Annotated in this window: 22 protein-coding genes; 9 read left to right on the forward strand and 13 right to left on the reverse strand. The window is 71.1% G+C overall.

What is annotated here, in order from left to right; all coding sequences use genetic code 11:
* Window positions 1-15: 15 nt before the first annotated feature.
* On the forward strand, window positions 16-1,116 hold the full coding sequence (locus tag L3Q67_RS18315; protein WP_499190635.1) for a calcium:cation antiporter: 1,101 nt from the start codon (window positions 16-18) through the stop codon (window positions 1,114-1,116).
* Window positions 1,117-1,164: 48 nt separating this feature from the next.
* On the opposite strand, the gene L3Q67_RS18320 is transcribed toward L3Q67_RS18315, so the two are convergent.
* The 4 genes from L3Q67_RS18320 to L3Q67_RS18335 all read right to left on the reverse strand — a co-directional run bounded on the left by L3Q67_RS18320 (window position 1,165) and on the right by L3Q67_RS18335 (window position 3,805).
* On the reverse strand, window positions 1,165-2,049 hold the full coding sequence (locus tag L3Q67_RS18320) for a bile acid:sodium symporter family protein (protein WP_499190636.1): 885 nt from the start codon (window positions 2,047-2,049) through the stop codon (window positions 1,165-1,167).
* Between the two features lie 106 nt (window positions 2,050-2,155).
* Window positions 2,156-2,371, reverse strand: a complete 216-nt coding sequence (locus L3Q67_RS18325) for a hypothetical protein (protein WP_499190637.1) — start codon at window positions 2,369-2,371, stop codon at window positions 2,156-2,158.
* A 331-nt stretch (window positions 2,372-2,702) separates the two neighbouring features.
* On the reverse strand, window positions 2,703-3,353 hold the full coding sequence (locus tag L3Q67_RS18330) for a peptidylprolyl isomerase (RefSeq protein ID WP_499190638.1): 651 nt from the start codon (window positions 3,351-3,353) through the stop codon (window positions 2,703-2,705).
* On the reverse strand, window positions 3,350-3,805 hold the full coding sequence (locus L3Q67_RS18335; RefSeq protein ID WP_499190639.1) for a MarR family winged helix-turn-helix transcriptional regulator: 456 nt from the start codon (window positions 3,803-3,805) through the stop codon (window positions 3,350-3,352). Before L3Q67_RS18335 ends, L3Q67_RS18330 begins: the two co-directional genes overlap by 4 nt.
* A gap of 87 nt (window positions 3,806-3,892) precedes the next feature.
* Here L3Q67_RS18335 and L3Q67_RS18340 point away from each other — a divergent pair, with 87 nt between their 5' ends.
* Complete coding sequence (locus L3Q67_RS18340; protein ID WP_499190640.1) at window positions 3,893-4,957, forward strand: NAD(P)/FAD-dependent oxidoreductase; 1,065 nt, start codon at window positions 3,893-3,895, stop codon at window positions 4,955-4,957.
* Here the strand turns inward: L3Q67_RS18340 and L3Q67_RS18345 are convergent.
* The 5 genes from L3Q67_RS18345 to L3Q67_RS18365 all read right to left on the reverse strand — a co-directional run bounded on the left by L3Q67_RS18345 (window position 4,935) and on the right by L3Q67_RS18365 (window position 8,319).
* Window positions 4,935-5,579, reverse strand: coding sequence for a hypothetical protein (locus L3Q67_RS18345; protein WP_499190641.1), 645 nt, complete (start codon window positions 5,577-5,579; stop codon window positions 4,935-4,937). The genes L3Q67_RS18340 and L3Q67_RS18345 overlap by 23 nt on opposite strands.
* Window positions 5,576-6,286 (reverse strand): ABC transporter ATP-binding protein, encoded by a 711-nt coding sequence (locus L3Q67_RS18350; protein ID WP_499190642.1) that lies wholly within the window; start codon window positions 6,284-6,286, stop codon window positions 5,576-5,578. Before L3Q67_RS18350 ends, L3Q67_RS18345 begins: the two co-directional genes overlap by 4 nt.
* Window positions 6,283-6,642 (reverse strand): hypothetical protein, encoded by a 360-nt coding sequence (locus L3Q67_RS18355; RefSeq protein WP_499190643.1) that lies wholly within the window; start codon window positions 6,640-6,642, stop codon window positions 6,283-6,285. Before L3Q67_RS18355 ends, L3Q67_RS18350 begins: the two co-directional genes overlap by 4 nt.
* Window positions 6,639-6,965, reverse strand: a complete 327-nt coding sequence (locus L3Q67_RS18360; RefSeq protein ID WP_499190644.1) for a PadR family transcriptional regulator — start codon at window positions 6,963-6,965, stop codon at window positions 6,639-6,641. Before L3Q67_RS18360 ends, L3Q67_RS18355 begins: the two co-directional genes overlap by 4 nt.
* A gap of 142 nt (window positions 6,966-7,107) precedes the next feature.
* The gene (locus tag L3Q67_RS18365; protein ID WP_499190645.1) at window positions 7,108-8,319 is read right to left on the reverse strand and encodes an MFS transporter; all 1,212 of its coding nucleotides are present in this window, start codon (window positions 8,317-8,319) and stop codon (window positions 7,108-7,110) included.
* 114 nt (window positions 8,320-8,433) lie between these two features.
* On the opposite strand from L3Q67_RS18365, the gene L3Q67_RS18370 reads away from it, so the two are divergent.
* Window positions 8,434-10,404 carry an AfsR/SARP family transcriptional regulator gene (locus L3Q67_RS18370; RefSeq protein ID WP_499190646.1) on the forward strand — a complete coding sequence of 657 codons (1,971 nt, stop codon included), beginning with the start codon at window positions 8,434-8,436 and terminating at the stop codon, window positions 10,402-10,404.
* Here the strand turns inward: L3Q67_RS18370 and L3Q67_RS18375 are convergent.
* Complete coding sequence (locus L3Q67_RS18375; RefSeq protein WP_499190647.1) at window positions 10,401-10,880, reverse strand: sigma factor-like helix-turn-helix DNA-binding protein; 480 nt, start codon at window positions 10,878-10,880, stop codon at window positions 10,401-10,403. The two genes, L3Q67_RS18370 and L3Q67_RS18375, sit on opposite strands and share 4 nt — an antisense overlap.
* A 401-nt stretch (window positions 10,881-11,281) precedes the next feature.
* Here L3Q67_RS18375 and L3Q67_RS18380 point away from each other — a divergent pair, with 401 nt between their 5' ends.
* Window positions 11,282-11,680, forward strand: a complete 399-nt coding sequence (locus L3Q67_RS18380) for an ATP-binding protein (protein ID WP_499190648.1) — start codon at window positions 11,282-11,284, stop codon at window positions 11,678-11,680.
* Here L3Q67_RS18380 and L3Q67_RS18385 read toward each other — a convergent pair whose 3' ends face one another.
* Together L3Q67_RS18385 and L3Q67_RS18390 are read right to left on the reverse strand one after the other, a co-directional pair.
* Window positions 11,681-12,085: a MarR family winged helix-turn-helix transcriptional regulator gene (locus tag L3Q67_RS18385; protein ID WP_499191570.1), complete on the reverse strand. Its 405-nt coding sequence runs from the start codon at window positions 12,083-12,085 to the stop codon at window positions 11,681-11,683.
* 160 nt (window positions 12,086-12,245) lie between these two features.
* The gene (locus tag L3Q67_RS18390; protein WP_499190649.1) at window positions 12,246-13,094 is read right to left on the reverse strand and encodes a class I SAM-dependent methyltransferase; all 849 of its coding nucleotides are present in this window, start codon (window positions 13,092-13,094) and stop codon (window positions 12,246-12,248) included.
* 58 nt (window positions 13,095-13,152) lie between these two features.
* Here L3Q67_RS18390 and L3Q67_RS18395 point away from each other — a divergent pair, with 58 nt between their 5' ends.
* The 3 genes from L3Q67_RS18395 to L3Q67_RS18405 all read left to right on the forward strand — a co-directional run bounded on the left by L3Q67_RS18395 (window position 13,153) and on the right by L3Q67_RS18405 (window position 16,465).
* Window positions 13,153-13,722 carry a TetR/AcrR family transcriptional regulator gene (locus L3Q67_RS18395; protein ID WP_499190650.1) on the forward strand — a complete coding sequence of 190 codons (570 nt, stop codon included), beginning with the start codon at window positions 13,153-13,155 and terminating at the stop codon, window positions 13,720-13,722.
* A 122-nt stretch (window positions 13,723-13,844) separates the two neighbouring features.
* A complete protein-coding gene (locus L3Q67_RS18400; RefSeq protein WP_499190651.1) occupies window positions 13,845-14,981 on the forward strand; it encodes an oxygenase MpaB family protein in 1,137 nt (378 codons plus the stop codon).
* A 47-nt stretch (window positions 14,982-15,028) separates the two neighbouring features.
* A complete protein-coding gene (locus tag L3Q67_RS18405) occupies window positions 15,029-16,465 on the forward strand; it encodes an amino acid permease (protein WP_499190652.1) in 1,437 nt (478 codons plus the stop codon).
* A 311-nt stretch (window positions 16,466-16,776) separates the two neighbouring features.
* Here L3Q67_RS18405 and L3Q67_RS18410 read toward each other — a convergent pair whose 3' ends face one another.
* Window positions 16,777-17,373 carry a dihydrofolate reductase family protein gene (locus L3Q67_RS18410; RefSeq protein WP_499190653.1) on the reverse strand — a complete coding sequence of 199 codons (597 nt, stop codon included), beginning with the start codon at window positions 17,371-17,373 and terminating at the stop codon, window positions 16,777-16,779.
* Between the two features lie 108 nt (window positions 17,374-17,481).
* Between L3Q67_RS18410 and L3Q67_RS18415 the strand changes: the two genes are divergently transcribed.
* The gene (locus L3Q67_RS18415) at window positions 17,482-20,148 is read left to right on the forward strand and encodes an ATP-binding protein (RefSeq protein WP_499190654.1); all 2,667 of its coding nucleotides are present in this window, start codon (window positions 17,482-17,484) and stop codon (window positions 20,146-20,148) included.
* Window positions 20,149-20,344: 196 nt separating this feature from the next.
* Complete coding sequence (locus tag L3Q67_RS18420) at window positions 20,345-23,551, forward strand: tetratricopeptide repeat protein (protein ID WP_499190655.1); 3,207 nt, start codon at window positions 20,345-20,347, stop codon at window positions 23,549-23,551.
* Window positions 23,552-23,559: the final 8 nt, after the last annotated feature.

Consider the following 23,559-nt stretch of genomic DNA (forward strand, 5'->3'; position numbering starts at 1 on the left):
TGGTTGGCTGGCGGCATGGCCACTCGATCCCCGGCGTTGTCCTGGACGACCGTGGTCCCGGTGGTCGCGGCGCTCGTACTGGCCGTGACCTGGGGCCGGGACCTCGACACCCTGTTCGTCGTCCTGGTCGCGCTCGTGCTGGGGGCCACGGTGCTGGCCGCGGTGCACCACGCCGAGGTGGTGGCGCACCGGGTCGGTGAGCCGTTCGGTTCGCTGGTGCTCGCGGTGGCGGTGACCATCATCGAGGTGGCGCTGATCGTCACGCTGATGGTCTCGGGCGGGCCGGAGTCGGCGTCGCTGGCCAGGGACACGGTGTTCGCCGCGGTGATGATCACCAGCAACGGCATCGTCGGCGTCGCGCTGATGGCCGGGGCGATCCGCCACGGCTTCACCCACTTCAACGCCGAGGGCACCGGGGCCGCGCTGGCCACGGTGGCCACCCTCGCCACGCTCAGCCTGGTGCTGCCGACCTTCACCACCAGCCAGGCCGGGCCGGAGTTCACCAGCGCGCAACTGGTCTTCGCCGCGCTGGCCTCACTGGCGCTGTACGGGATGTTCGTGTTCACCCAGACCGTGCGGCACCGCGACTTCTTCCTGCCGGTGGAGACCGAGACCGGCTCCACCGACGCCGACGGTGACGGGCACGCCGACCCGCCCACCACCAAGGCCGCGCTGACCAGTCTCGGCCTGCTGCTGCTCGCGCTGGTCGCCGTGGTCGGACTGGCCAAAGTGGAATCCCCGGCGATCGAGGCCGGGGTGAAGGCGGTCGGGTTCCCGCCGTCGTTCGTCGGGGTGGTGATCGCGCTGCTGGTGCTGCTGCCGGAAACGCTCGCCGCGTTGCGGGCGGCGTTGCGCGAGCGGATCCAGATCAGCCTCAACCTCGCCTACGGCTCGGCGATGGCGAGCATCGGCCTGACCATCCCGGCGATCGCGGTGGCCACCATCTGGCTGGAGGGGCCGCTCACGCTCGGGCTCGGCGCCACGCAGATGGTGTTGTTCGGGCTGACGATCGTGGTCAGCGTGCTCACCGTGGTCCCCGGCCGCGCCACCCGCCTGCAGGGCGGCGTGCACCTGATCCTGCTGGCCGCCTTCCTCTTCCTGGCGGTGAACCCCTGAGTGCCGTGAATGTGGCTTTCACGGCCGAATCCGCCGTGAAAGCCACATTCACGGCACCTCGGCGGTGTCCGTGGGGGCGGTGACCCGGCGGCTGATCAGGAAGCCGAAGGCGCCGGCGGTGAAGAACATGACGATGCCGTAGACCGCGCCCGGGATGGCGATGCGGGTGTTGTCGAGCAGGGTCAGCGCGATGGTGATGGCCAGCACGCTGTTGTGGATGCCGATCTCCATCGCGGCGGCGATCGCCTGCCTGCGGTCCACCCGGAACAGCCGCGGCGCGAGGTAGCCCAGCGCGATCGACAGCACGCTGAACAGCAGGGTCGCCAGCCCGACGTCGGCGAGGTAGCCGCCGATGTTGGCGCGTTCCTGGTAGACGGCCACGAGAATGGTGCCGACCAGGAACACCAGGGACAGCAGCTTCACCGGCTTCCGGGCTCGTTCGGCGAGCACCGGCACCCGGTTGCGTGCCAGCATCCCCAGCGCCACCGGGATCAGCACGATCGCGAAGACCTGCACGGTCTTGCCGAACTGCAGGCCGATCCCGGCGTCCCCGGCGAGGAAGTGGCCGAGCGAGAAGTTGACCACCAGTGGCAGCGTGATCACGGCGAGCAGCGAGTTGATCGCGGTGAGCGTGACGTTCAGCGCTACGTCGCCGTGCGCCAGGTGGCTGAACAGGTTCGCGCTGGTGCCGCCGGGGGAGGCCGCGAGCAGCATCATGCCGACCGCCAGTTCCGGCGGCAGGCTCAGCGCGTAGACCAGGCCGAAGCAGACCGCGGGCAGCACCAGCACCTGGCACACCAGTGCCACCACGACCGCTTTCGGGTAGCTGAGCACCCGGGCGAAGTCCTTGGTGGTCAGGGAAAGACCGAGGCCGAACATGACCACGCCGAGCGCGATCGGCAGCAGCACGGTGGTGGCGACCGAGGATTCCACGCTGAAACCTCCGCTGGGACATTCCGGGAAAACCGGACGGGGCGGCCCAGTCTGGCAGCCGCCGCCCCCCGAAGCCAGGTTCGAAGCCGGTTCGTGGCCGAACCGATCAAGCCGGGACCGGCACCCGCGGGGTGGCCGGTTCCCGCAGGGCGGGCAGGGTGAGGCAGAGGGCCACGCCGCCGAGCACCATCAACGCGGTGACCTGCGTGCCGACGCACACCGCGGCGGCGACGAACAGGACCGCCGCCCACGGCGGGGCGTCCCGGCGGACCGCCAGCAGCACCACCAGCAGGGAGATCGCGCCCAGCGCCAGCGACGGCACGACGCCGTAGAAGACCGCTTCGAAGCCGGGGGATGTCCTGGTAGCTCTGGAACAACGCGCTCATCCCGGCGCGGTCTTCCGCCCGGAAGCCGACGAGCAGGTCGATGACCATCTGTCCCAGGCTGGCGATCAGCCCGACCGCGCCGGCCACCCCGAGTACGTCGGCGAGCACGCGTTCACCGCCGTGGCGCGAGTTCCGCCTGGCTCTGCCCCCCATCGCCCACATCAGGGAATCTCCCGCCAACCGCCCCTAGGTGAACCCGGGGATGTCACGAATGTGGCTTTGGGGGCGGATTCGGCCCCCAAAGCCACATTCGTGTCCTCCGAGCTCCTACGAGGTCAGGGCGAAGTGGATGCGCACGGGTCGCGCCGGTGCGCCGTCTTCGGCGCCATCGGCGATCCCGGCGGCGACGATCCGGTCCAGGGTGTCCATGCCCCACACCACGCGCCCCAGCACGCTGTACTTCGGGTCGATGTTCGCGTGCGAGTGCACGAAGAAGAACTGGCTGCCGTTCGTGCCCGGTCCCTGGTTGCCCATCGCGACCGTGCCGCGCGGGTAGGTCTCCTCGCCGGTCACCTCGTCCGGGAACCGGTAGCCCGGCCCGCCCTTCTCCACCTCGTAGATGTCCCCGCACTGCAGCACGCCCAGCCGCTGCGAAGCGGTCAGCCGGAAGCACTGCGTGTGCTGGTAGAACCAGCTGCGGATGAGGTGCCGGAAGTTGTGCACCGCGCACGGCGCGTTCGCCTTGTCCAGTTCGATCGCGACCAGGCCGTAATTGGTCTGCAGCACCGCTTTCGCCGTGCCCTTGGCCGAGGCGGCCGGCGACGGCGGGTGCACCGGCCGCGCGGCCGGGTTCTCCGGGGTTGGCGTGAATTCACAGTGGACGGTCGGTGCGGCGGGCGCGGCCTGGGCCGGGGTCGCCAGGCCCGTCAGTGCCAGTGCGGTGACAGCGGCGAGGGTGAACCGGTGCGTGATTTTCATGCGCGCACGTTAGCCGGTTCGAACACCTGTCGTCCCGCGTCGGCTTGGGTGGTCAGCCCGGAGAGCGCGGTGGCGAGCAGCTCGCGCGTCCCGGCGGGCAGGTCCGCGGTCAGCTCGTTGAGCTGCGCGACCACGCCCTCGTGCGAGCGCTCGCCGAGTTCGGCGCCCTTCTCGGTCAGCGCGATCCGGCAGGCACGCCGGTCGTGGTCGTCGCGCACGCGGGTGACCAGGCCGCGCCGCTCCACCCGGTCGACCAGCCCGGTCATGCTGGATTTCTCCAGGTGCAGGGTCCGGCCCAGCTCGGTCATGCCCACCGGCCCGGCGATCAGCGCGCAGAGCAGCTGCGCCTGCTGCTGGGTCAGGTCGTGGTCCCGGCTGACTTCGGTGAACACCCGCTGTACCAGGTGCGACAGCCGCACCAGCGCGGTCGCCAGATCCATCGGCTCGCTCATATCCCGAGTGTAGTTGACGTTCGTTCGTCCTACGAACTACTGTAGTTCGTAGGACGAACAATACGCACTACGAACTAAGGAGTCCGCATGACAGCGACCGTGGTGGTCATCGGTGGCGGGTACGGCGGGGCCAGCGCCGCGAAGGCGCTCGACGACGTGGCCGACGTGGTGCTCGTCGAGCCGAAGGACCGTTTCGTGCACCACGTCGGCGCGTTGCGCGGCCTGGTCGAACCGGAGTTCGCCGACCAGCTCTTCCTGCCGTACGACCGGCTGCTCCAGCGCGGCCGGGTGGTCCGCGACCACGCGGTGGCGGCGGACGCCGGTGCGGTCACGCTCGGCTCCGGCGAGCGGCTCGAGGCCGACTACCTCGTGCTCGCCACCGGCGCCTCGTACCCGTTCCCGGCCAAATTCGCCGACCACGACACCGAAGCGGCCAAGGCGAAACTGCGGGCCGCGCACGACGAACTCGCCGGGGCCGCGAGCGTGCTGCTGCTCGGCGCGGGTCCGGTCGGGCTCGAACTGGCGGGGGAGATCAAGGCGAAGTGGCCGGAGAAGGCGGTCACCATCGTGGACCCGGCGCCGGAACTGGTGCCCGGCTTCCCCCAGGAGTTCCGCGCTTCGGTGCGGGAGCAGCTCGAAGAACTCGGCGTGGAACTGCTGCTGGGCACGTCGGTCGAGACGCCACCGGCCGAGGGCGGCTTCACCGTGGCGACCGCCGACGGCACGAAGATCACCGCGGACCTGTGGTTCCGCTGCTTCGGCAACGTGCCGGCCACCGGGTACCTCACCGGCGCGCTGGCCGCGGCCCGGCAGCCGGACGGGCGCGTCGAGGTGACCCCGGACCTGCGCCTGGCCGGGCAGGAGAAGGTGTTCGCCATCGGGGACATCACCGCCGTGCCGGAGGCCAAGATGGCGCGCGCCGCCGCGGAGCACGCCGAGGTGGTCGCGGCGAACATCCGCGTGCTCATCCAGGGCGACGGCGAACTGGCCACCTACGAAGCCGCGCCGCCCGGGATGGCGTTGCCGCTCGGCCCGCACAAGGGCGCCACCTACACCCTCGAATCGGGCCTGCTGGACGCGGCCACGACCTCGCAGATCAAGGGCACCGACCTGATGGTCGGCCGGTTCGTCACGCTGCTCGGACTCGGCTGACCACCACGCCCGCCACCACGGCGAGCGTCAGCGCGAGTCCCGCGTCGAACCCCAGGGTGGACAGCGAAACGGGGGTGTCCACCAGGGTGCGCGCGGCCGAGCCGACCGGCGGCAGCCAGCGCTGGAACCCGGTCGCGGCGACCACGGCGGCACCGAGCACCGCGGACCAGCCGATGCCGTGCACCACCGGGCGGGCGCACAGCAGGCCGACCGCGGTGCCGGTGGCGCCGGCCGCGAAGTGCGCGAGCGCGCCGGCCGCGAGCAGGTGCGGGGGATGGGCGTAGGCGGTGGCCAGCACCGGCCAGGCCATCGCGAGCGCCACCAGCACCAGGTCGGCGAGCAGGCAGGTGAGCAGGATGCCGGTGGTGACCCGGCCACGGCCGCCCGCCGCGGCGATGGTCACCTGCCGCTGCACCGGGTCCTCGGTGTTCGCCACGGTCACCGCGAGCCACACCGAGACCGGGTACAGCGCGAGCACCGAGGCCGCCCAGGTGGCGGGCGGCGGGCCGGGATCACCGCCGAACAGCGGTGCCAGCAACATCCCGTAGAGCAGGAAGGGGAGCAGGAACCGCTGCGAGCGCAGCAGATCCGCGCTGTAGTACCGGACCAGCGGCCAGATCACGCGCGCCGCACCTCCCGGACGGTGGCGCCACGCCGGGACACCTCGGCGAGCACCGGGTCGGCGAGCCGGGCCGGACAGGTCAGGGTGATCACCAGGGTGCCTTCGCCGTCGGGTTCGTCGGTCAGCCGTTGTTCGCGCAGCCGCAGTTTCCGGTGCTGTGGCAGGGCGTCGGCGGTGCCGGTGTGGTCGGTGAGCACGAGCGCCGTGCTCGGGGCGAGCGCGGTGATCACCTCGGAGAGCACCGGCCGCACCCCGACGTCCAGCCCGGACCACGGCTCGTCGAGCACCAGCAGTTCGGCGCCGCTGGTCAGCGCCTGCACCAGGCCGACCTTCTGCGCGTTTCCCTTGGAGAGCCGGCTCATCGGCGTCGAGAGGCCACCGGAGAAACCCAGGCGCTCCAACAGTTCCACCGGGTTCCCGGAATGGCGCCCGCGAATGCGCCGCAGGTGCCGCAAATAGCTGGACGCGGGCATGCGCAGGTGTGCGGGGAACCGGTCGGGCACGTACCCGACGGTCGCCGGGCGGCCGGTGATCCGGCCTTCGGACGGCGTGCCGCAGCCCGCGATCACGCGCAGCAGGGTCGATTTGCCGGACCCGTTCTCGCCGAGGACGACGAGCGGTTCGCCGGGTTTGATCTCGAGGTCGACGTCCTCGACGACCATGGGCCCGCGCCGGTACCGCTGGCCGACGGATTCGAGCCGGATCACCGGTGGACCCGGCTGGAGACGGCGGTGAGCGGCAACGCGGCGAGGAAACCGAGTGCCTGGCGCGTGCGTTCGCGGCCCTCGCAGGCGTGCAACACCGCGACGAGTTCCGCGCGCCAGTCGTCCCGTTCCGCGCGCGGCAGCACGACGGCCAGCCGGTTCAGGAGCGTGACCCCGTCCGGCAGACAGCGACGGGTGATCCCGAGCAGCACGGCGGCGGCCAGCAACGCGGCCGTGGTCGTCCACACCAGACTGACCGCGGCGATGAGCCATTCGTTGCGGGCCAGCAGGAGTGAGGCGGTCGCCAGCGCGAAGGGCGTCAGCCACCAGCGGGGACTGCGGATGAGCGAGGCACTCATGCGCCCTCCTCGGCCGGTCCGAGCAGGCGGGAGAGACTCGCGCGCTTCTTCGCGCCTTCGGCCAGCGCGTGCACGGCCCGGGCGCGGCCTTCGGTGGTGAGCGTGTAGTACCGCCGCGGTGGCCGCCCGGCTTCCTGGGCGTGCTCGGGCTGCTCCCACCGGCTGGTCACCCACCCGGCTGTCGTCAGCCGCTGGAGGATCGGGTAGATGGTCCCGGCCGGCAGGCCGCTGGCCTTACTCAGCTCGAACCCCCACAGCTCCCCGGTGCCGCGCTCCAGGAACACCGCGAGCACGGCCTGGGTCTGCAAGGTCATTCTCGGCATAGGCAGAACTCTATATAGCCCCCCACGCCTCCGGCAAGGCACCTGCTCATCTGTGTGAGGTCGCGCCGATGTCTGGGTGGGCGATGGAAACGGCCCCCAAGGCCGTTTCCATCGCCCAGCCAAACATCGGCTCAAAGCGACCTCACCCGCCTCGGCGAAGCCGAGGCAGAAAACACTGCGGCGTGGCTAGCGCTGCTAGGACCGTGATGACTACTCCGGCTAGCAGTGACAGGAAGGCGACGCGGTAGGAGAAACCGTCGACCAGTGCGCCCATCACCACCGGGATGACCATGCCCGCTGCCTGTCCGCCGAAGACGATCAGGCCCGCGCCCGCACCGGCCAGCCCGGCGGGCAGGCTCCGCAGGGGCACGGCGAAGATCGGCATGTAGCACAGCGCGGCGAACATGCCCGACAAAGTCAGGAACACGGCGAACAACGCCGTCGGCTCCGAGTAGGACATGGCCACCAGGCAGATCGCCGTCGCGGCCATCGCGGGCAGGATGATCACCCGGTGCCTGCCGCGCAGCCGGTCGCTCCACCGGCCCCCGAGCACCACGGCGATCCCGCCGAACACGGCGGGCAGTGCGGTGATCGCGCCCGCCTCGGTGAGCGTGAGCCCGCGTTCGGTTTGCAGGTACGAGGGCACCCACGACGACAGGCCCCAGACGATCACGTCGTAGCCGAAGAACATCAGCGCGAACCGCCACATCACCGGCGAGAGCAGGACGTCCCGCGTGCGGGAGTCCACCCGCTCGACCGCGGTCCGCGGGGCGGGCAGCCACTTCCGCAACGCCAGGAACACGAAAATCCCGAGCACCGCCACCCCGATGAACGCCCCGCGCCAGCCCCACCAGGCGATCAGCGGGGCCGCGATGGCGGGCGCGAGCAGCACGCCGAACGCGTTGGAACTCTGCATCCAGCCGTTGGCCGTCATGCGCTGCCCCGGTTCGGTGCGTTCGGACAACGCCTTGATCGACGCGCCGGGGAACACGCCTTCGGCCGCGCCGAACAGGAAGCGCACCGCGAGCAGCAGTACGAACGAGCCGACCAGGCCGGTCAGCGCGGTGAACGCCGACCACGCCAGCACCGCGGCCAGCATCACCCGCACCGCGCCGAACCGGTCGGCCAGCAGCCCGCCCGGAATCTGGAACACCGCGTACGCCAGGAAGAAAGCGGAGAGCACCAGTCCCTGCTGGGTGTGGTCGAGGCCGAACTCGGCGCCGATGTCGGGCAGCGCGAGGTTGACCAACAGGCGATCGACGTAGTCCACTGTCCACGCGGCGAACAACAGCAGCACCGTGGTGCGGGCCGTCCGGTCCAGTGGCTGCTTGGGTGCGCGGACGTCCTCTCGCATGGTGCTGACCTAACCACGGGTGGTGGCCGAATACCGAACCGAAGTGGTGAATTTCTGACCGATGTGACAACTAACCTGATACTGTCACACGCGTCAGACGGCCTGGGGGTGCGCATGACGATCGTCTATCGGGCATTCGGTCCGCTGCTCGTGGAGCGGGACGGGGCGGAACTTCGCCTGGGCAGACCGCAGGCGCGCCTGCTGTTCGCCATCCTGCTGGCGGAGGCGAATCAGGTGGTCTCGGTCGACCGGCTCGCCGAAGCGCTGTGGGGCGCGTCGCCGCCACCGAGCTACCGCGTGCAGATCCAGGGGCTGGTCTCCCAGTTGCGGCGGGCGTTGCGGGAGCCGGGTGACGCCGACCCGATTGTCACCGTGGGCCACGGGTACCGGCTGCCGGCGGCGCCCGGAAAGTCCGATGTGGACAGTTTCGCCGAGTTCGCCCGGCGCGGGCGGCGGCTGCTCGCCGACGGCGACCTGGAAGCCGGGGTGCGCGCGCTGCGCGAGGGGCTGGCGCTGTGGCGCGGTCCGGTGCTCGAAGACGTCCGGCTCGACGCGCTCACCGAATTCGTCACCGCGTGGGAAGAACGGCGGCTCGCGGTCCTCGAAGAATGCATCGACGCGCAACTGCGCCTCGGTGCCGTTGACGAGCTGAGCACCGAGCTGCGCGAACTGATCACCGCGCACCCGTTCCGGGAACGCTTCTGCGGGCAGTTGATGACCGCGCTGGCCGATCGCGGGCGCGCTGCCGACGCGCTGGCGGTTTACCGGCGGTGGCGGGAAAAGCTCGTCGAGGAGCTGGGGGTGGAGCCGTCGGCCGCGCTGCGCGGGATCCAGGTCGGCATCCTGCGCACCGAACCCGCCCAGGACCTCCAGCAGCTCGACCCGGAGTCGCTGCGGCTGCTCACGCGGCTGGCCGTGCTGCCCATGCCCGAGTTCTCCGCGTGGATCGCCGCCGCCGTGGTCGACGGCGACCCCGCCGAGGCCGAGCGCCTGCTGGGCGAGCTGCGTGAGCGGCAACTGGTCCGGGAGAGCGGGCGGCGGTACCGGCTGCACGACCTCGTCCGCACCTCCGTGCCGGAAACCGTGGGCGCGGAACGGGAAGCGGCCCTCGAACGCGTGCTCGGCGGATTGCTGTGGCAGACCGAACGGGCCGCCGCCCGCCTGCCGGGCAGCGTGCTGCGGCCCGAGCCGGGGGACGCGAAGCGGTGGCCGGTGGACATCCCGCCGCCCGCGGATCCGCTGGCCTGGTTCGAGGCCGAGCAGCAGGGGATCGAGGACGCGGTCGGCTACGCGGCCGCGGCCGGGTTCGCCGAACTGGCCTGGGAACTCGCCGCGACGGCGGCCTCCTACTTCGACTACCGCGGGCTGTACCAGGAATGGGCCCGGTGCCACTACCTCGCGCTGACGGCCGTGCGGGAAGCCGGGGACGCGCGCGGGGAAGCGGCGCTGCTGCGCGGGATCGGGCAGCTGCACATCTACTGGGACGAGTTCGCCGACGCGGTCAAGGCGCTGAGCACCTCCTACCGGATCAGCTCCTCGCTGGGCGACCGGCTCGGCATGGCCCGCGCGCTGACCGGTCTCGGCGTGGTCTCCCGGGTGACCTGGCGGCCGGAGCAGGCACACGCGCGCAGCGTGCGCGCGCTGGAGATGTTCGTCGAATGCGGGGACCGGCTGGGCGCGGCCCACAGCCACACCTCGATCGCCGCGGTCTGCCTGGAACTCGGGCAGCTCGCCGACGCGGAGTCCGCGCTCGACCAGGCCCGCCGGCTGTGCGCCGAACTCGGTGACGACCACCGGATGGCGCTCGTGCTGCGGCGGGTCGGCCAGCTCCACCTGCGCCGCGGTGATCCCGAGCGCGCGCTGGCCAGCCTGTACCAGGCGATCGAGCGGCTGGAATCCCTGCGCGACGACCAGTGCGCGGCGCAGGTGCGGCTCGACATCGGCCGCGCCTACCGGGTGCTCGGGGAATGCCAGGACGCCGCGCGCCTGTTCAAGGCGGCGTCGTCCCGGTTCACCAGGGTCGGCAACCGCAGCAGCGCCGCGGCCTGCGTGCTGGAGATCGACCGCACCGGCGTGGAAAGTTAGGCGCCACGCAAACTCGCCAGGGCACGCTGCTGGATCCGCCGTATCGCGGCGGACGTGCTGCCCATCGCCTCGGCGGTGTGCTCGGCGCTCATCCCGAGCACGACCCGCAGCACCATGACCTCACGTTCGGTTTCCGGCAGCGCGCGGATCACCGCGCCGAGCTGGTCGTCGGTGCCCGGGCGCGCTTCGCCGACCCGCTGGAAGGCGATCTCGTAGACGAAGGCACGCAGGGAACCGTCGTCCCGCCGGGTGGGCAGCGCGGTCAGCACCGAGATGCAGACCTCCTGCGCCACCTCGTCCGCCGGGCCGAAGGAATCCCCGTGCTTGCCGATGCGCGCGCGGCAGTACCGGACCAAGAACGGCCGGATGGCCGCGATCAACCGCGCCAGTGCGGCCGGGTCGCCGGTGGCGGCTTCGGCGACCACCGCGGCACAGGTCTCGGAAGGCTGGACGCAGAGCTTCTCCGCTGTCTCCATGCCAGTGAAACCCGGAACGGGTTACCCCATGACGAGGACGTTGCCAATTCGAGATATGGTCAGCCGAATTCTCGCATCAACGCAGCCGGTGCGGGGTCGCGGAGTCGTTGTCAGGCTGGGGACTAGGCCAAACGTGCCCCGCGCCTTCGACGCGACAGTGCTCCAGACTGCTCCATTTGTCGCAATCGAATCATTTCTCCACGGTCATTTTCGCCTGTGGTGAATAGGTCACCGGATGGGCGATACAATCGTTGCGGTCCGCCCTTTCCGCGGTCCAGGATCACCGCGGCGGTGCCGGGGTCACGTTCTCGGTCATGGTGTTCACTCTCCGGGGTTTCACCCGTAAGTGGCCGGGGTACCCATAACCAGCGTTGTGCAGGCCGATTTCGAGGGAGTTCACGGTGACGGTGCCGAGGCGCGAACAGATCCTGAACGCGAGGATGTCCCTGACCGACGGACCGGAGAGCACTTCCTGGGCGCGGGCGCAGGTGCGCCTGATGCTCGACGGCGCGACACCCGAGGCGGTGCACCGGGCGCTCCTGGTGGTCGACGAGCTGATCAAGGACGCCGAGCGCTACCACGAGCAGGTCGGTGAGATCCGGCTCGGCCTGAACCGCCAGGCCGCGCGCCTGCACCTCGAACTCGACGCCGAGTCCAGCGGCGAACCGCTGGAGGCCCCGGTCGAGGACGACATCGACGGCCGGTTGCTGCTCGAACAACTGCCGCTCGACTGGGGTGTCCGCACCGACGGCACCACGCGCACCGTCTGGGCCGTGCTGGACCTGGGCCACCGCCCCTGATCAGGAGCGCTCGGCCGCCGCTTCCCGTTCGTAGGTTTCCAGCGTTTCGACGAAGAGCTGCCGCTGCTCGGGCGTGAGCGGCTCCAGCGCCTTGCGCCAGGCCCTCGCGCCCGCCGACAGCCAGGCGTCCACGGCATCGCGGTGCTGCTCGGCGATGCTCACGATGGTGCGACGCCGATCCTGCTCGTCCTCCCGGCGTTCGAGCACGCCCTGCCTGCTCAGGTCGCCCACCATCAGGCTCACCGTGGCGGGCGCGACCTGGAGCAGGCGGGCGAGTTCGCTGACCGGCATCGGCCCGTCGAACAGCAGGTAGGCGAGCAGCGACAGGTGCCGCGGCGCGAGGGAAAAGGAGCGGAGCTGCTCGGGGATCGGGAGCCGCTTGAGCCGCCCGGCCATCCGCGGCATGAGCAGCAGCAGCGTCCGGATCCCCTGATCGACGCTGAGCCCTTCGTCCGCCACCCCCCGATCCTACGAGCCTGAGCCGAACGCTATGAGTGGGGCATTACTAGCGTTCAATGCAAGTAATGCCCCACTCATGGCATTCGGCCGGGACCGGGCGGCGGGGTTACGGCTTCCGGCCCAGGCCGGCGAAGGCGCTGCTGGTGGCCGGTTCGGCGAGGAAGTCCTGCGTGGCTTCGGACTTCAGCTCGTCCGGCCGCCACTCCGGGATCCAGGTGACCCCCGGGTCCACCAGGTCGAAGCCGTCGAAGAAGCGGGTGAACTCCTCGCGCGAACGCAGGTGCAGCGGCGTCGCCGAGTTGCGGTACTGGCGGCGGACCGCGGCCCGTTCCTCCTCGCCCTCGGCGGGCACGCCGTCCACGGTCATGTGCGAGGACAGGAAGTACGAACCCGGCACCAGCAGGTCCCGGTACTGCCCGATGATGTCCTCCGGACCGTCCTCCTGGCTGACGAAGTACAGCACGTTCACCATGATCAGCCCGATCGGTTCCCTCGGGTTGAGCACGCCGGTGTCCATCGCGCGTTCCCAGACGTCCTCCGGGTTCCGCAGGTCGGCCTGCAGCACGGCGTGCCGGCGCAGGTCGCCTTCGCGTTCCAGCAGCACCTGCGAGTGCGCCACCGCGACGGGCTCGTTGTCCACGTAGACGCACCGGCTGTCCGGGTTCACCGAATCGGCGATCTCGTGCACGTTGCCCACGGTCGGCACGCCGGACCCGAGGTCGAGGAACTGGGTGATGCCCTGGCGGGCGAGGTAGTGCACCCCGCGGCCGAGGAATTCGCGGCCGACCTTGGCCATCGAGCGCACCATCGGGAACGCCGCCACGGCCTTCGCGCCGAACTCGCGGTCGATCGCCCAGTTCGCGTTCCCGCCCAGGAACCAGTCGTAGATCCGCGCCGGGTTGGGGTGTTCCAGGTCGACGCCGTCGGGAACGAGGTCGGGATCGTGTTCGGACATGAGGACTCCTCGCGTTCGCCTGCGCACACCGTAGCGGGTTGGCGGTACCCTGCCCGCCATGGGACGGCCGCCGCGGCACGACATGGATCGCCTGCTGGACGCCGCGGCCGCGCTGGCCGCCGCGGGCGGGCCGGCCGCGGTCACCGTCACCGCGGTCGCCCGCGAGGCCGGCGCGCCCAGCGGGTCGATCTACCACCGCTTCCCCAGCCGGGCGGCGTTGCTCGCCGAGCTGTGGCTGCGCACCGTGGAGCGGTTCCAGGAAGGCTTCCTCGACGCGCTCGACGGCGACTCGCCCGCCGCGGCCGCCCGGCACGTCGTCTCGTGGTGCCGGGTGCACCCCGCCGAGGCGGCGGTCCTGCTCTACGGGCCGGTCGACTTCGGCGAGCCGACGTGGCCCACGGACGCGCGGGACCGTCTGGCCAAGCGCAACGCGCAGGTCGACCGCACGCTGCGGGCGCTTGCTGATCGCCTCGGCCGGTCCGGTGCCGAAGACGTCGACCGGCTGGTGCTCGCCACCGTCGACATCCCCTACTCGACCGTGCGGCGGCACCTGCGCGGCGGTTCGGGGATCCCGGAGTACGCCGAGGACCTGGTCGCCGACTGCGCGGGACGCCTGCTGACGCGTTAGGCCGTTCGACTTGAGTACCTCCACGATCGGGGGGTCGACGGGACCGGCCCTGGTTCTACGCGGTGGAGATCGCTTAGCTGAAGGGCCGGAAGGCGACCTCAGGGGGCAGCGACTTGATCGACATGACCGCGGTGGAAGCGTTGATGTACCAAGGGGATCCACTCGCGGACGCGGTGATCGCCGACCTCGCAGGCACCGGCCGCATCGAGGCCGTGAACGAGGTGCTGGCGCAATTCCGCGCGAATGACCAGCCCATCCCGGCGGATCTGCCCGAATCGGTGCGCGACTACCTGATCGCCACGGACGTGCCCCCGGAATGGGCCGATCTGGACCGGGTGGCCCACGCGTACGAGTTCTTCGCCGACGACGGGGTGCACGTCGCTTCCGTGTTGTCCTTCGGTGCCATGGTCAACTGCTACGCCCAGCCGCGCCCGTCGCGCGTGCTGACGCTGACCCACCGCCTGAACCAGCCCCATCGGCGCCTGTCGGAAACCGCGCAGTTCGTGCTGAACATGATGGGCCCCAACCCGTTCGGCAGCGGCGGGAGCTTCGTGCCGACGATCCAGAAGACACGGTTGATCCACGCCGCCGTGCGGTACTTCATCGAACGTTCGGGCAAGTGGGACAGCGCGGCCGACGGGGTTCCGCTGTGCCAGCAGGACCTGCTCGGCGCGTTGTTCATCTTCTCGGTGCAGGTGATCGACGGTATGCGCCGCATCGGGATCTCGGTGAGCGAGGAGGAAGCCGAGAGCTACTACTACGTCTGGCGCGTCACCGGCGCGATGCTCGGCATCCCGGCCGAAGCCATGCCCGAGACCTTGGCCGAGGCGCGGGAACTCAACGCACTGCTCGTCGAGGCGGTGTACGCGCCCTCGCCGGAAGGTGTTGCGCTCACCCGGAACCTGCTTGACCTCTACGAGAACATGCTGCCCGGCGAGGTGTTCGACGGCGTCATCGCGGCCATGGTCCGGCAGACGGTGGATCCCCGGGTCGCCGACTGGATGGAGGTGCCGGACTCGCGTGGCTGGACGACCGCGGTCCGCGCCGGGACCCGGTTGATGCGGGCGCTCGAACGCGGCGAGGACCGCAGCCGGATCGCCACGAAGGTGTTGGACAAGGCGGGGGAGATCCTGCTCGGCGGCAGCGTGCGCACCCTCACCGACGGCCAGTCGACCACCCTCGACATCCCCGACGACCTGCGGCAGCGGTGGCAGGGCGCGGGCATGTGCCCGGCGAAGCCCGCGGCACTGGGGCAGTAGCCCGAGGTTGCGCTGCGGGAAGCAGCCGGAACTTCTACGGTGCCCGCATGGGAATCATGCGCACCATGGACGTCGACACGGTGCTCCAGCGGCAGGAGTCCGGCGACCTCAAACGCCGCCTGCGTGGTCGTGATCTGGTCGGGTTCGGGGTCGGCATCATCATCGGCACCGGCATCTTCACCCTGGCCGGGGTCGAGGCGAAGACCCACGCCGGGCCCGCGGTGACCCTGTCCTTCGTGATCGGCGCCGTGGTCGCCGGGCTGGCCGCGCTCTGCTACGCGGAACTGGCCTCGAGCGTGCCGACCGCGGGCAGCGCCTACACCTACGCCTTCGCCACGCTCGGCGAGGTGTTCGCCTGGATCATCGGCTGGGACCTGCTGCTGGAGTTCGCGCTCGGCGCGGCGGTGGTTTCGCGTGGCTGGTCCGGTTACCTGGCGAACCTGCTCGGCCTGCCGCCGGAGTGGTTCGGCGAGGACGCCACGATCAACGTCGGCGCGGTGCTGATCATCGCCGTGCTGACCGTGGTCGCGGTGGCCGGGATCAAGCAGTCGGCGTTGTTCACCAACGTGCTCGTGGTGGTCAAGGTCGCGGTCTGCCTGATGATCCTCGGCATCGGCGTCTTCTTCGTGAAAGCCTCGAACCTCACCCCGTTCATCCCGCCGGCGCGCCCGGCCGGTGAGGACGCGGACGTGCTGCACCAGCCGGTGGTCGAAGCCGGGCTGGGCCTGGAGCAGTCGGCCTTCGGTCTCGCCGGGGTGCTCACCGCCGCGGCCATCGTGTTCTTCGCCTACACCGGTTTCGAGGCGCTGGCGAACCTCGGTGAGGAGACCAAGAACCCGCGCAAGGACCTGCGGGTCGGCATCCTCGGCGCGCTCGGCATCTGCGCGCTGCTCTACATCGGAGTGTCGCTGGTGCTGACGGGGATGGTGCCGTTCACCGACATCGACGAGGGCGCACCCCTGGCCGACGCCTTCGACTCGGTGGGCATGCACTGGATCAGCGCACTGATCTCGCTCGGCGCGGTCACCGGGCTGACCTCGGTGATGATGGTGGAACTGGTGACCATCGGCCGAATCGGCTTCGCGATGGGCCGAGACGGGCTGCTGCCGAAGAAGCTGGGCACGGTGCACCCGCGCTGGGGCACCCCGCACCGGGTGACCATCATCGGCGCGGTGCTGATCGCGCTGCTCGCCGCGTTCGTGCCGATCACCGAACTGTCCGACATGGTCAGCATCGGCGCGCTGTCCGCGATGATCATCGTGGCCATCGCGGTGCCGGTGCTGCGGCGCAAGCGCCCGGACCTGGAGCGGCCGTTCACCGTGCCGTTCTCACCGGTACTGCCGATCGTGGCGGCGCTGGCTTGCTTTTACTTGATGCTGAATCTGGACGTGCTGACGTGGATTCGGTTCGCTGCCTGGATGGGGTTGGGGCTGGTGATTTATTTCGTTTATGGGCGGAGGCATTCGCGGTTGCGGGGGGAGTAGGGGGCGTGGGTTTTGTTGGTTGGGTGGGAGCCCGCCCCGGTTTTTGATTGTGACTACGGCTGGGGCTTCGATGTCAAGGCGGGAAAGATGCCTTGACATCGAAGCCCCAGCCGTGTTTTTGGCTGTGGACCGGGGTGGGGTGGGGTTTGGGCGGTTGCTCCGGTGGGTGCCCTGGGCGGCGGTCGCGTTGGTGGGGTGGTGGGCGATGCCGTGAATGTGGCTTTCACGGCACCTGGGTGGGGGAGGCGCCGGGTGGTGTCACGAATGTGGCTTTCGGGGCGGATTCGGCCCCCAAAGCCACATTTGTGACATCAGGGGCGTTGGTAGTGCAGGATGACGGCGCCGGTGGTGAGGGTGGCGACGCCGCCGAGGTGCCAGGTCGAGTAGGGCGGGTTGCCTTCGAACAGGCGCAGGCCGCCGCCGAGGGTGGCGGGGAGCAGCGCGATCCGCAGTTCGTCGATCAGGTCGGCGGCCAGTAGTTGCCGGATGATGCTGGCGCTGTTCAGCACCAGGATGTCGCGGCCGGGCGTGTTCTTGAGGTCGCGGATCTCGGCTGCCGGGTCCTGTGTGGCCAGGCGCGAGTTCTGCCATTCGACCTTGTCCAGCGTCCGCGAGAAGACGAGCTTCTCCACGGTGCACAACCAGGTTGCCAGGTCGCGGTCGCGCGGGGAGGCGTCCGGGTCTTCGGCCACCGGGGGCCAGAAGCCGGCGAAGCCTTCGTAGTTCGTGCGGCCGACGACGGCGGTGTCGGCTCCGCGCCAGACGCCTTCGAAGTAGGTCGACATCTGTTCGTGCGAGGCGTGTTCCTGCAGGAAGGCCATGCCACCCATGCCGTCGTCCGGCGAGCCGGCGCTGTAGCCGTCGATCGAGACGTTGACCTGGGCGACGACCTTGCGGGGGTGGGACATCGAAAGCTCCGTTCGTTGGTGGTGGAACCAAGTTAGGCCGACAGCCACCCCCGCCGAATCCGTCGCGGTATCAGTAATCCGCGACGGTGGCATAGGTAGGGTCACCGCATGTTGCGGGGCCGCCAGGCGGAGCAGGACACCATCGCCGCGCTGCTCGGCCGGGCACGCGACGGGATCAGCGGTGCCCTCGTGGTGCGAGGGGAGCCGGGCATCGGCAAGACCAGTTTGCTCGACCACGCCGCCGCGCAAGCCGGTGACCTGCGGGTTCTTCGTGGCACCGGGATCGAGTCCGAGGCCGAACTGCCGTTCGCCGGGCTGCACCTGCTGCTGCGGCCGGTGCTGGACCGCCTGGACACCCTGCCCGCGCTCCAGCGGCGCGCCCTGGCCGGAGCCTTCGGCCTGGGGGAGAGCGGCGACGGCGACCGGTTCCTGATCGGCGCCGGCGTGCTGACCCTGCTCGCCGAGCAGGGCCCGCTGCTCTGCCTGGTCGACGACGCGCAGTGGCTCGACCGGGCCTCCGCCGACGCGCTGCTCTTCGCCGCCCGGCGCCTCGATCGTGAGGGCGTGGTGCTGGTGTTCGCCGCGCGGGACTACGCCGACGCCTTCGTCGCGACCGGCCTGCCTGAGCTGCGTCTGACCGGATTGGACGATCAGAGCGCGTCGGCGTTGCTGGACGACACGGGTGTCGAGCTGCCCGCCGAGGTACGGGCGCGGCTGGTCGCCGAGACCCGGGGCAATCCGCTGGCACTGCGGGAACTCCCGGCCGTGGTGTCCGCGCACGACGCCGGGCCGATGCCGCTGACCACCCGCGTGCTCGACGCCTTCTGGCACCAGGTCCGCTCGCTCCCCGCGCCCTGCCGGACCCTGCTGCTGCTCGCCGCCGCCGACCAGACCGGCGAGCTGAAGACCCTGCTGCGAGCCGCCGCGGAGCTGGGCGCCGCGCTCACCGACCTCGAACCCGCCGAGGAACGCGGGCTCGTCTCCCTGACCGCGGGCACGCTGACCTTCCGGCACCCGCTGATCCGCGCGGCGGTCTACCACGGCGCCGCGGCGAGCAGCCGGATCGCCGTCCACAGTGCACTCGCGGCCGCGCACCACGACCCGGACCTGCGGGCCTGGCACCTCGCCGCGGCCGCCACCGGTCCGGACGACGGCGTCGCCGCCGAACTCGAGCACGCGGCAGGCCGGGCGACAGCGCGTGGTGGGCACGCCGCCGCGGCCACCACGTACGAACGGGCCGCACGGCTCAGCGAACAACCCGGGGAATCCGCCCGGCGCCTGCTCCTCGCGTGCGAGGCCGCGACCCGCGCGGGCAGGCTGGACTGGGCGAACTCACTCGCCGAGACGTTGCCGCCGGATCTTGCCCCCGGCCTGCGCGTGCGGTTGATCCAGGTGCGGGCCGGCGCGGATTTCGCCAAGGGCGACCTGCACCACGCGCACCGGCTGCTCGTCGACGGCGCCGCGCTCGCCGACGATCCGGTGGAGGCGTTCTGGATGCTGGTGCGGGCCCTGCACGCGGCCTGGGCCGCGCCGACCGACGTGCGCCTGCTGGCCGAGCCGCTGGACCGGTTCGACGAGGTCGGCCTCGACCCGGACGACCCGCTGATGTCGATGGCCTGGCTCGCCCGCTGGGGCACCGCGATGGTGCTCGACCGCGACACCGCCGCGTTCCCGCCGCTCGACGAGGTGCTGGCCAAGGCGCGGTCCGCCGCGGCCGGGATGGGGCCGCGCGGCATGACCGAGGTGGCCAGCCGCGCACTGGTCGCCGCCCGCGACGAGGAGTCCGCGGAGATCGCCACCGAGCTGATCGCCGACGCCCGCGCCCACGGCGTGATCGTCGCACTGCCCGCCGCGCTCGGGCACCTGACGCTGGTGCAGACCGTGCTCGGCAGGCACCGCGAAGCCCGGGTCACCGGCGCCGAAGGCATGCGCATCGCGGCCGACACCGGTCAGCCGCTCTGGGCCGGATACACCGCGGGCGCGCTCGCCTACCTCGCCGCGATCGAGGGCGACGAGCCCGGTTGCCGCCACTACGCCGGGCTGACCGCCGACGATGCCGCGTCCTCCGGTGACACCTGGGCGCAGACCGCGCTCGCCCTGCTCGACCTCGGCCAGGGCCGGGTGCAGAAAGCGTTCGACCGGTTGCGGGTGGTGACCAGTGGACCCTCGCGGCACCTGTCCGGAGTGGTCCGCTGCGTGCCCGACCACGTGGAAGCCGCCGTCCGGCTGGGCAGGCCGAAGGACGCCGCCGGTTCGCTGGAGCTGTTCGCGAACTGGGCGGCCACGATGGACCGGCCGTGGATCCACGCACTGCTCGCCCGCTGCCGTGCGCTCACCACACCCGAAGCCGAGCCCCACTTCGTGCGGGCGCTCGACCTGCACCCGGCCGATTCACGGCCCTTCGACCGGGCACGCACGGAGCTGCTCTACGGCGAGTGGCTCCGCCGGGCGCGGCGCAAGAGCAAGGCCCGTGACCACCTGAGCACCGCGTTGAAGGTGTTCGAGGAGCTTGGATCGGGCCCGTGGGCCGCTCGCGCGCGAGCCGAGCTCGGGGCGACCGGGGCGGGCGTGACCCCGAAGCCTGCCTCCGGCGCGCAGGCCGAACTGACCCCGCAGGAATTCCAGATCACCCAGCTCGCGGCCCAAGGACTGTCCAATCGAGACATCGCGGCCCAGCTCTACCTGAGCCCGCGGACGGTGGCCTACCACCTGTACAAGGCCTACCCCAAGCTCGGTGTCACCTCGCGCGGCGAACTCGCGGAAGCCGGGGGTTAGGGCACCCGCCGTACCCCACGCGGCGGGTGCCCTGGTGACCTCCTTCACCGTAATCACCAGGGGTGGACGTGGGCCTGTACCGGGACCTGTACCCAGTTTCAAAGCCCTGACCTGCGGGTATGACGTGCTCGTGCATTTGGCGGTGGCCGCCGGGCGGCATCTTGGGGAAGCTGGACGGGCATGTTCGGAGGTGCCAGTGGACAAAAGGCTGCGAGAGCGCCGCGTGCTGGCCGGACTGACCCAGGCGGAACTGGCCGAACGAGCCGGGGTCAGCCTGCGGGCCGTGCGCAACGCCGAACTCGGGCACGTGCGGAGTTCCCGTGCGGAAACCACGCGCCGGTTGCTGGCCGTGCTCGCCGCGGAGGACCCGGGTGCCGTGCTGCGCATCCGCGTGCTCGGCCCGCTGTCGGTCCACCACGCCGGGGAGCCGGTCGAGCTGGGTGCGGAGAAGCAGCGGCGGTTGCTGGCCCTGCTCGCCATCCAGCCGAACCGGCTGGTGCGGCGCGAGGAGATCGTCGACGCGCTGTGGGGCGACGACCCGCCGGCGTCGTGCCTGGAGCTGGTGCACACCTATGTCGCGCGGCTGCGCAAGGTGCTCGAACCGCGCCGGGTGCGGCAGGAACCGGCGCGCGTGATCACCACGGTCGAAGGCGGTTACCTGCTGTCCGTCGACGAGGAGCAGTTGGACCTCCTCCAGTTCGAGGCCGCGGTCGCCCAGGAGCGCTGGCTCGACGCGCTCGGCGCCTGGCGTGGTCCGGTGCTGGCCGGGCTGGAGGGCTTCCGGCACCACCCGGTGTGCCACGCGATCACCGCCCGCCGGTCGGCCGCGGTGCTCGCCTACGCCGAAATCGCCGAGGCACAGGGGAACCACGAGGACGCCGTGCCGCACCTGCGGGCGCTGACCGCCGCCGAACCGCTGCACGAGACCGCGCACGCCCAGCTCATGCTCGCCCTCGCGGGCGCCGGGCAGCAGGCGGCGGCGCTCGAGGTGTTCGACGACATCCGCCACCGCCTGGCCGACGAGCTGGGCATCGAGCCGGGTCCCGAACTGCGGCGGGCACACGAGCGCGTGCTGCACCCGGACGTGCCCGCCGGACGGCACCGCCCCGCCCAACTGCCCGCGGATGTCAGCGGGTTCACCGGCCGCGCCAGGGAACTGGGCTCGCTGAACCACCTGCTCCCGGACGACGGCACGGACGTGCGGATCGCCGTGGTGTCGGGCACGGCAGGCGTCGGCAAGACCGCGGTCGCACTGCGCTGGGCCCACCGCTCACGCGAGCACTTCCCGGACGGCCAGCTCTACCTCGACCTCCGTGGCTACGGCCCGGAGCGCCCGGTCGAACCCGGTGACGCGCTCTCGGGCTTCCTGCGGGCACTCGGGGTCGACGGCTCGGAAATCCCGGCCGAGGAGGACCAGCGCGCGGCGAAGTTCCGCACCGAACTGGACGAACGGCAGTTGCTGCTGATCCTGGACAACGCCGGGTCGGTCGAGCAGGTCCGCCCGTTGCTGCCGGGCTCGGCGAGCTGTTCGGTGCTGGTGACCAGCCGTGAGACGCTGCCCGCGCTGATCGCCCGGCACGGCGCGCACCGGGTGCTGCTCGACCTGCTGACGCCCGAGGATTCGCTGGACCTGCTGCACCACCTGCTCGGCGCGCGGGTCGCCGTCGAGCGCGTTGCGGCGGAGGCGCTCGTCGAATACTGCGTGCGCCTGCCGCTCGCGCTGCGGCTGGTCGCGGAACTGGCGCTGGCGAGGCCGGAGGTGTCGCTGGCCGAACTCGCCACGGAACTGGCCGACGAACGGCGGCGGCTGGACCTGCTCGACGGCGGTGGCGACCCGCGCACGGCGGTCCGCGCGGTGTTCTCGTGGTCGTACCGGCACCTGCCGCCCGATGCCGCGCGGATGTTCCGGTTGTGGGGCCTGCACCCCGGCCGCGCGCTGTCGGTGGACGCGGCCGCCGCGCTCGCCGGGGCCGACCTGATCGAGGCGCAGCGGCTGATCGGCGTGCTGGTCCGCGCGCACCTCGCCGAAGAGCTCCTGCCCGGCCGTTACCAGTTGCACGACCTGCTGCGGGTCTACGCCGCCGAACTGGCGGGCGAGGACCGTGCGGCGCTGACCCGGTTGTTCGACCACTACGTCGCCGCGGCCGCGCTGGCGATGGATCTGCACGCCCCGCAGGAACGGCATTTGCGGCCGGATGCGCCGCCACTGCGGTTCGAGGGCTGGCGACCGGCGAACGCGCAGGAGTGGCTGGAAACCGAACGCGCCAACCTGCTCGCCGTGGCCTCGCACGCCACGCGCAACGACTGGCCGGACCACGTCCGCCTGCTTTCCGGCATCCTGTGGAAGTACCTCGACCTCGGCGGTTACCACGAGGACGCGCTGATGCTGCACACGCACGCGTCGGCGTTCACCGATTCCGGGAACCGCACGGACCCGCTGACGCTCATCGGCCTCGGGTACTGGCGGGTCGGCCGTTCGCGGGAAGCGTTGAGCTACCTGGAAGAAGCGCTCGCGAGCGCGCGGGAAAGCGGCAACCGCAACACCGAGAGCTACGTGCTGAACACCCTCGGCCTGGTCTGCCGCGCGCTCGGGCGGTTCACCGACGCGCTGGGCTACCTGGAGCAGGCACTGGACCTGGCACGGGAAACCGACGACCGGACCAGCGAAGGGCTGGTGCTCGTCGTGCTGGGCGCGGCGTGCCGCGGCATGGGCCGGTACACCGACGCCGCGCGCTACCTGAACCTCGCACTCGTGGCCGCGCGCGAAACCGGGGACCGCACCAGTGAGGGCTATGTCCGGGTGAACCTCGGGGACGTGCTCTCCGCACAGGGGAAGCATGAGACCGCGGTGTCCTCTTTGGAGGAAGGGCTGGCGTTGTTCGCGGAGACCGGCACGCGGACCAGCGAGGGCTACGCGCTCGGCATCCTCGGTGGGGCGCTGCGTGCACTGGGGCGGTACGACGAGGCACTGGAACGGCTGGACCAGGCGCTGGCGGTGTCCCGCGAGACCGGCGGGAGGATCAACGAGGGCGTCGCGCTGAAGCACCGCGGGGATGTGCACCGGGAACTGGGCCGTTACGACGAAGCCGCGCGCTGCCTCCGGGAAGCGTTGTCGATCGCGCGTGAATGCTCGGATCGCGGCGTCGAATCACGGGTGCTGAATTCGCTGGGTTCCTTGGCCGGCGCGCGTGGAGAAACCACGGAGGCCGCGGCACTTTTCCGTGAGGCACTGCAGATCGCGCTCGACACGGGCTGTATTGGCGACCAGGCGTACGCGCACCACGGGCTGGGGGAGTCCACCGGCGAGCGCGAGCACTGGGAGCGGGCACTGGCGTTGTACGCGGAAATGGGTGTGCCGGAAGCGAACGAGGTCCGAGCGCGCCTCAACCTGGCCCGGGTCTGACACCATGC

The organism is Saccharothrix sp. AJ9571 (assembly GCF_021725495.1).
In the GTDB taxonomy this organism is placed as follows: domain Bacteria; phylum Actinomycetota; class Actinomycetes; order Mycobacteriales; family Pseudonocardiaceae; genus Amycolatopsis; species Amycolatopsis magusensis.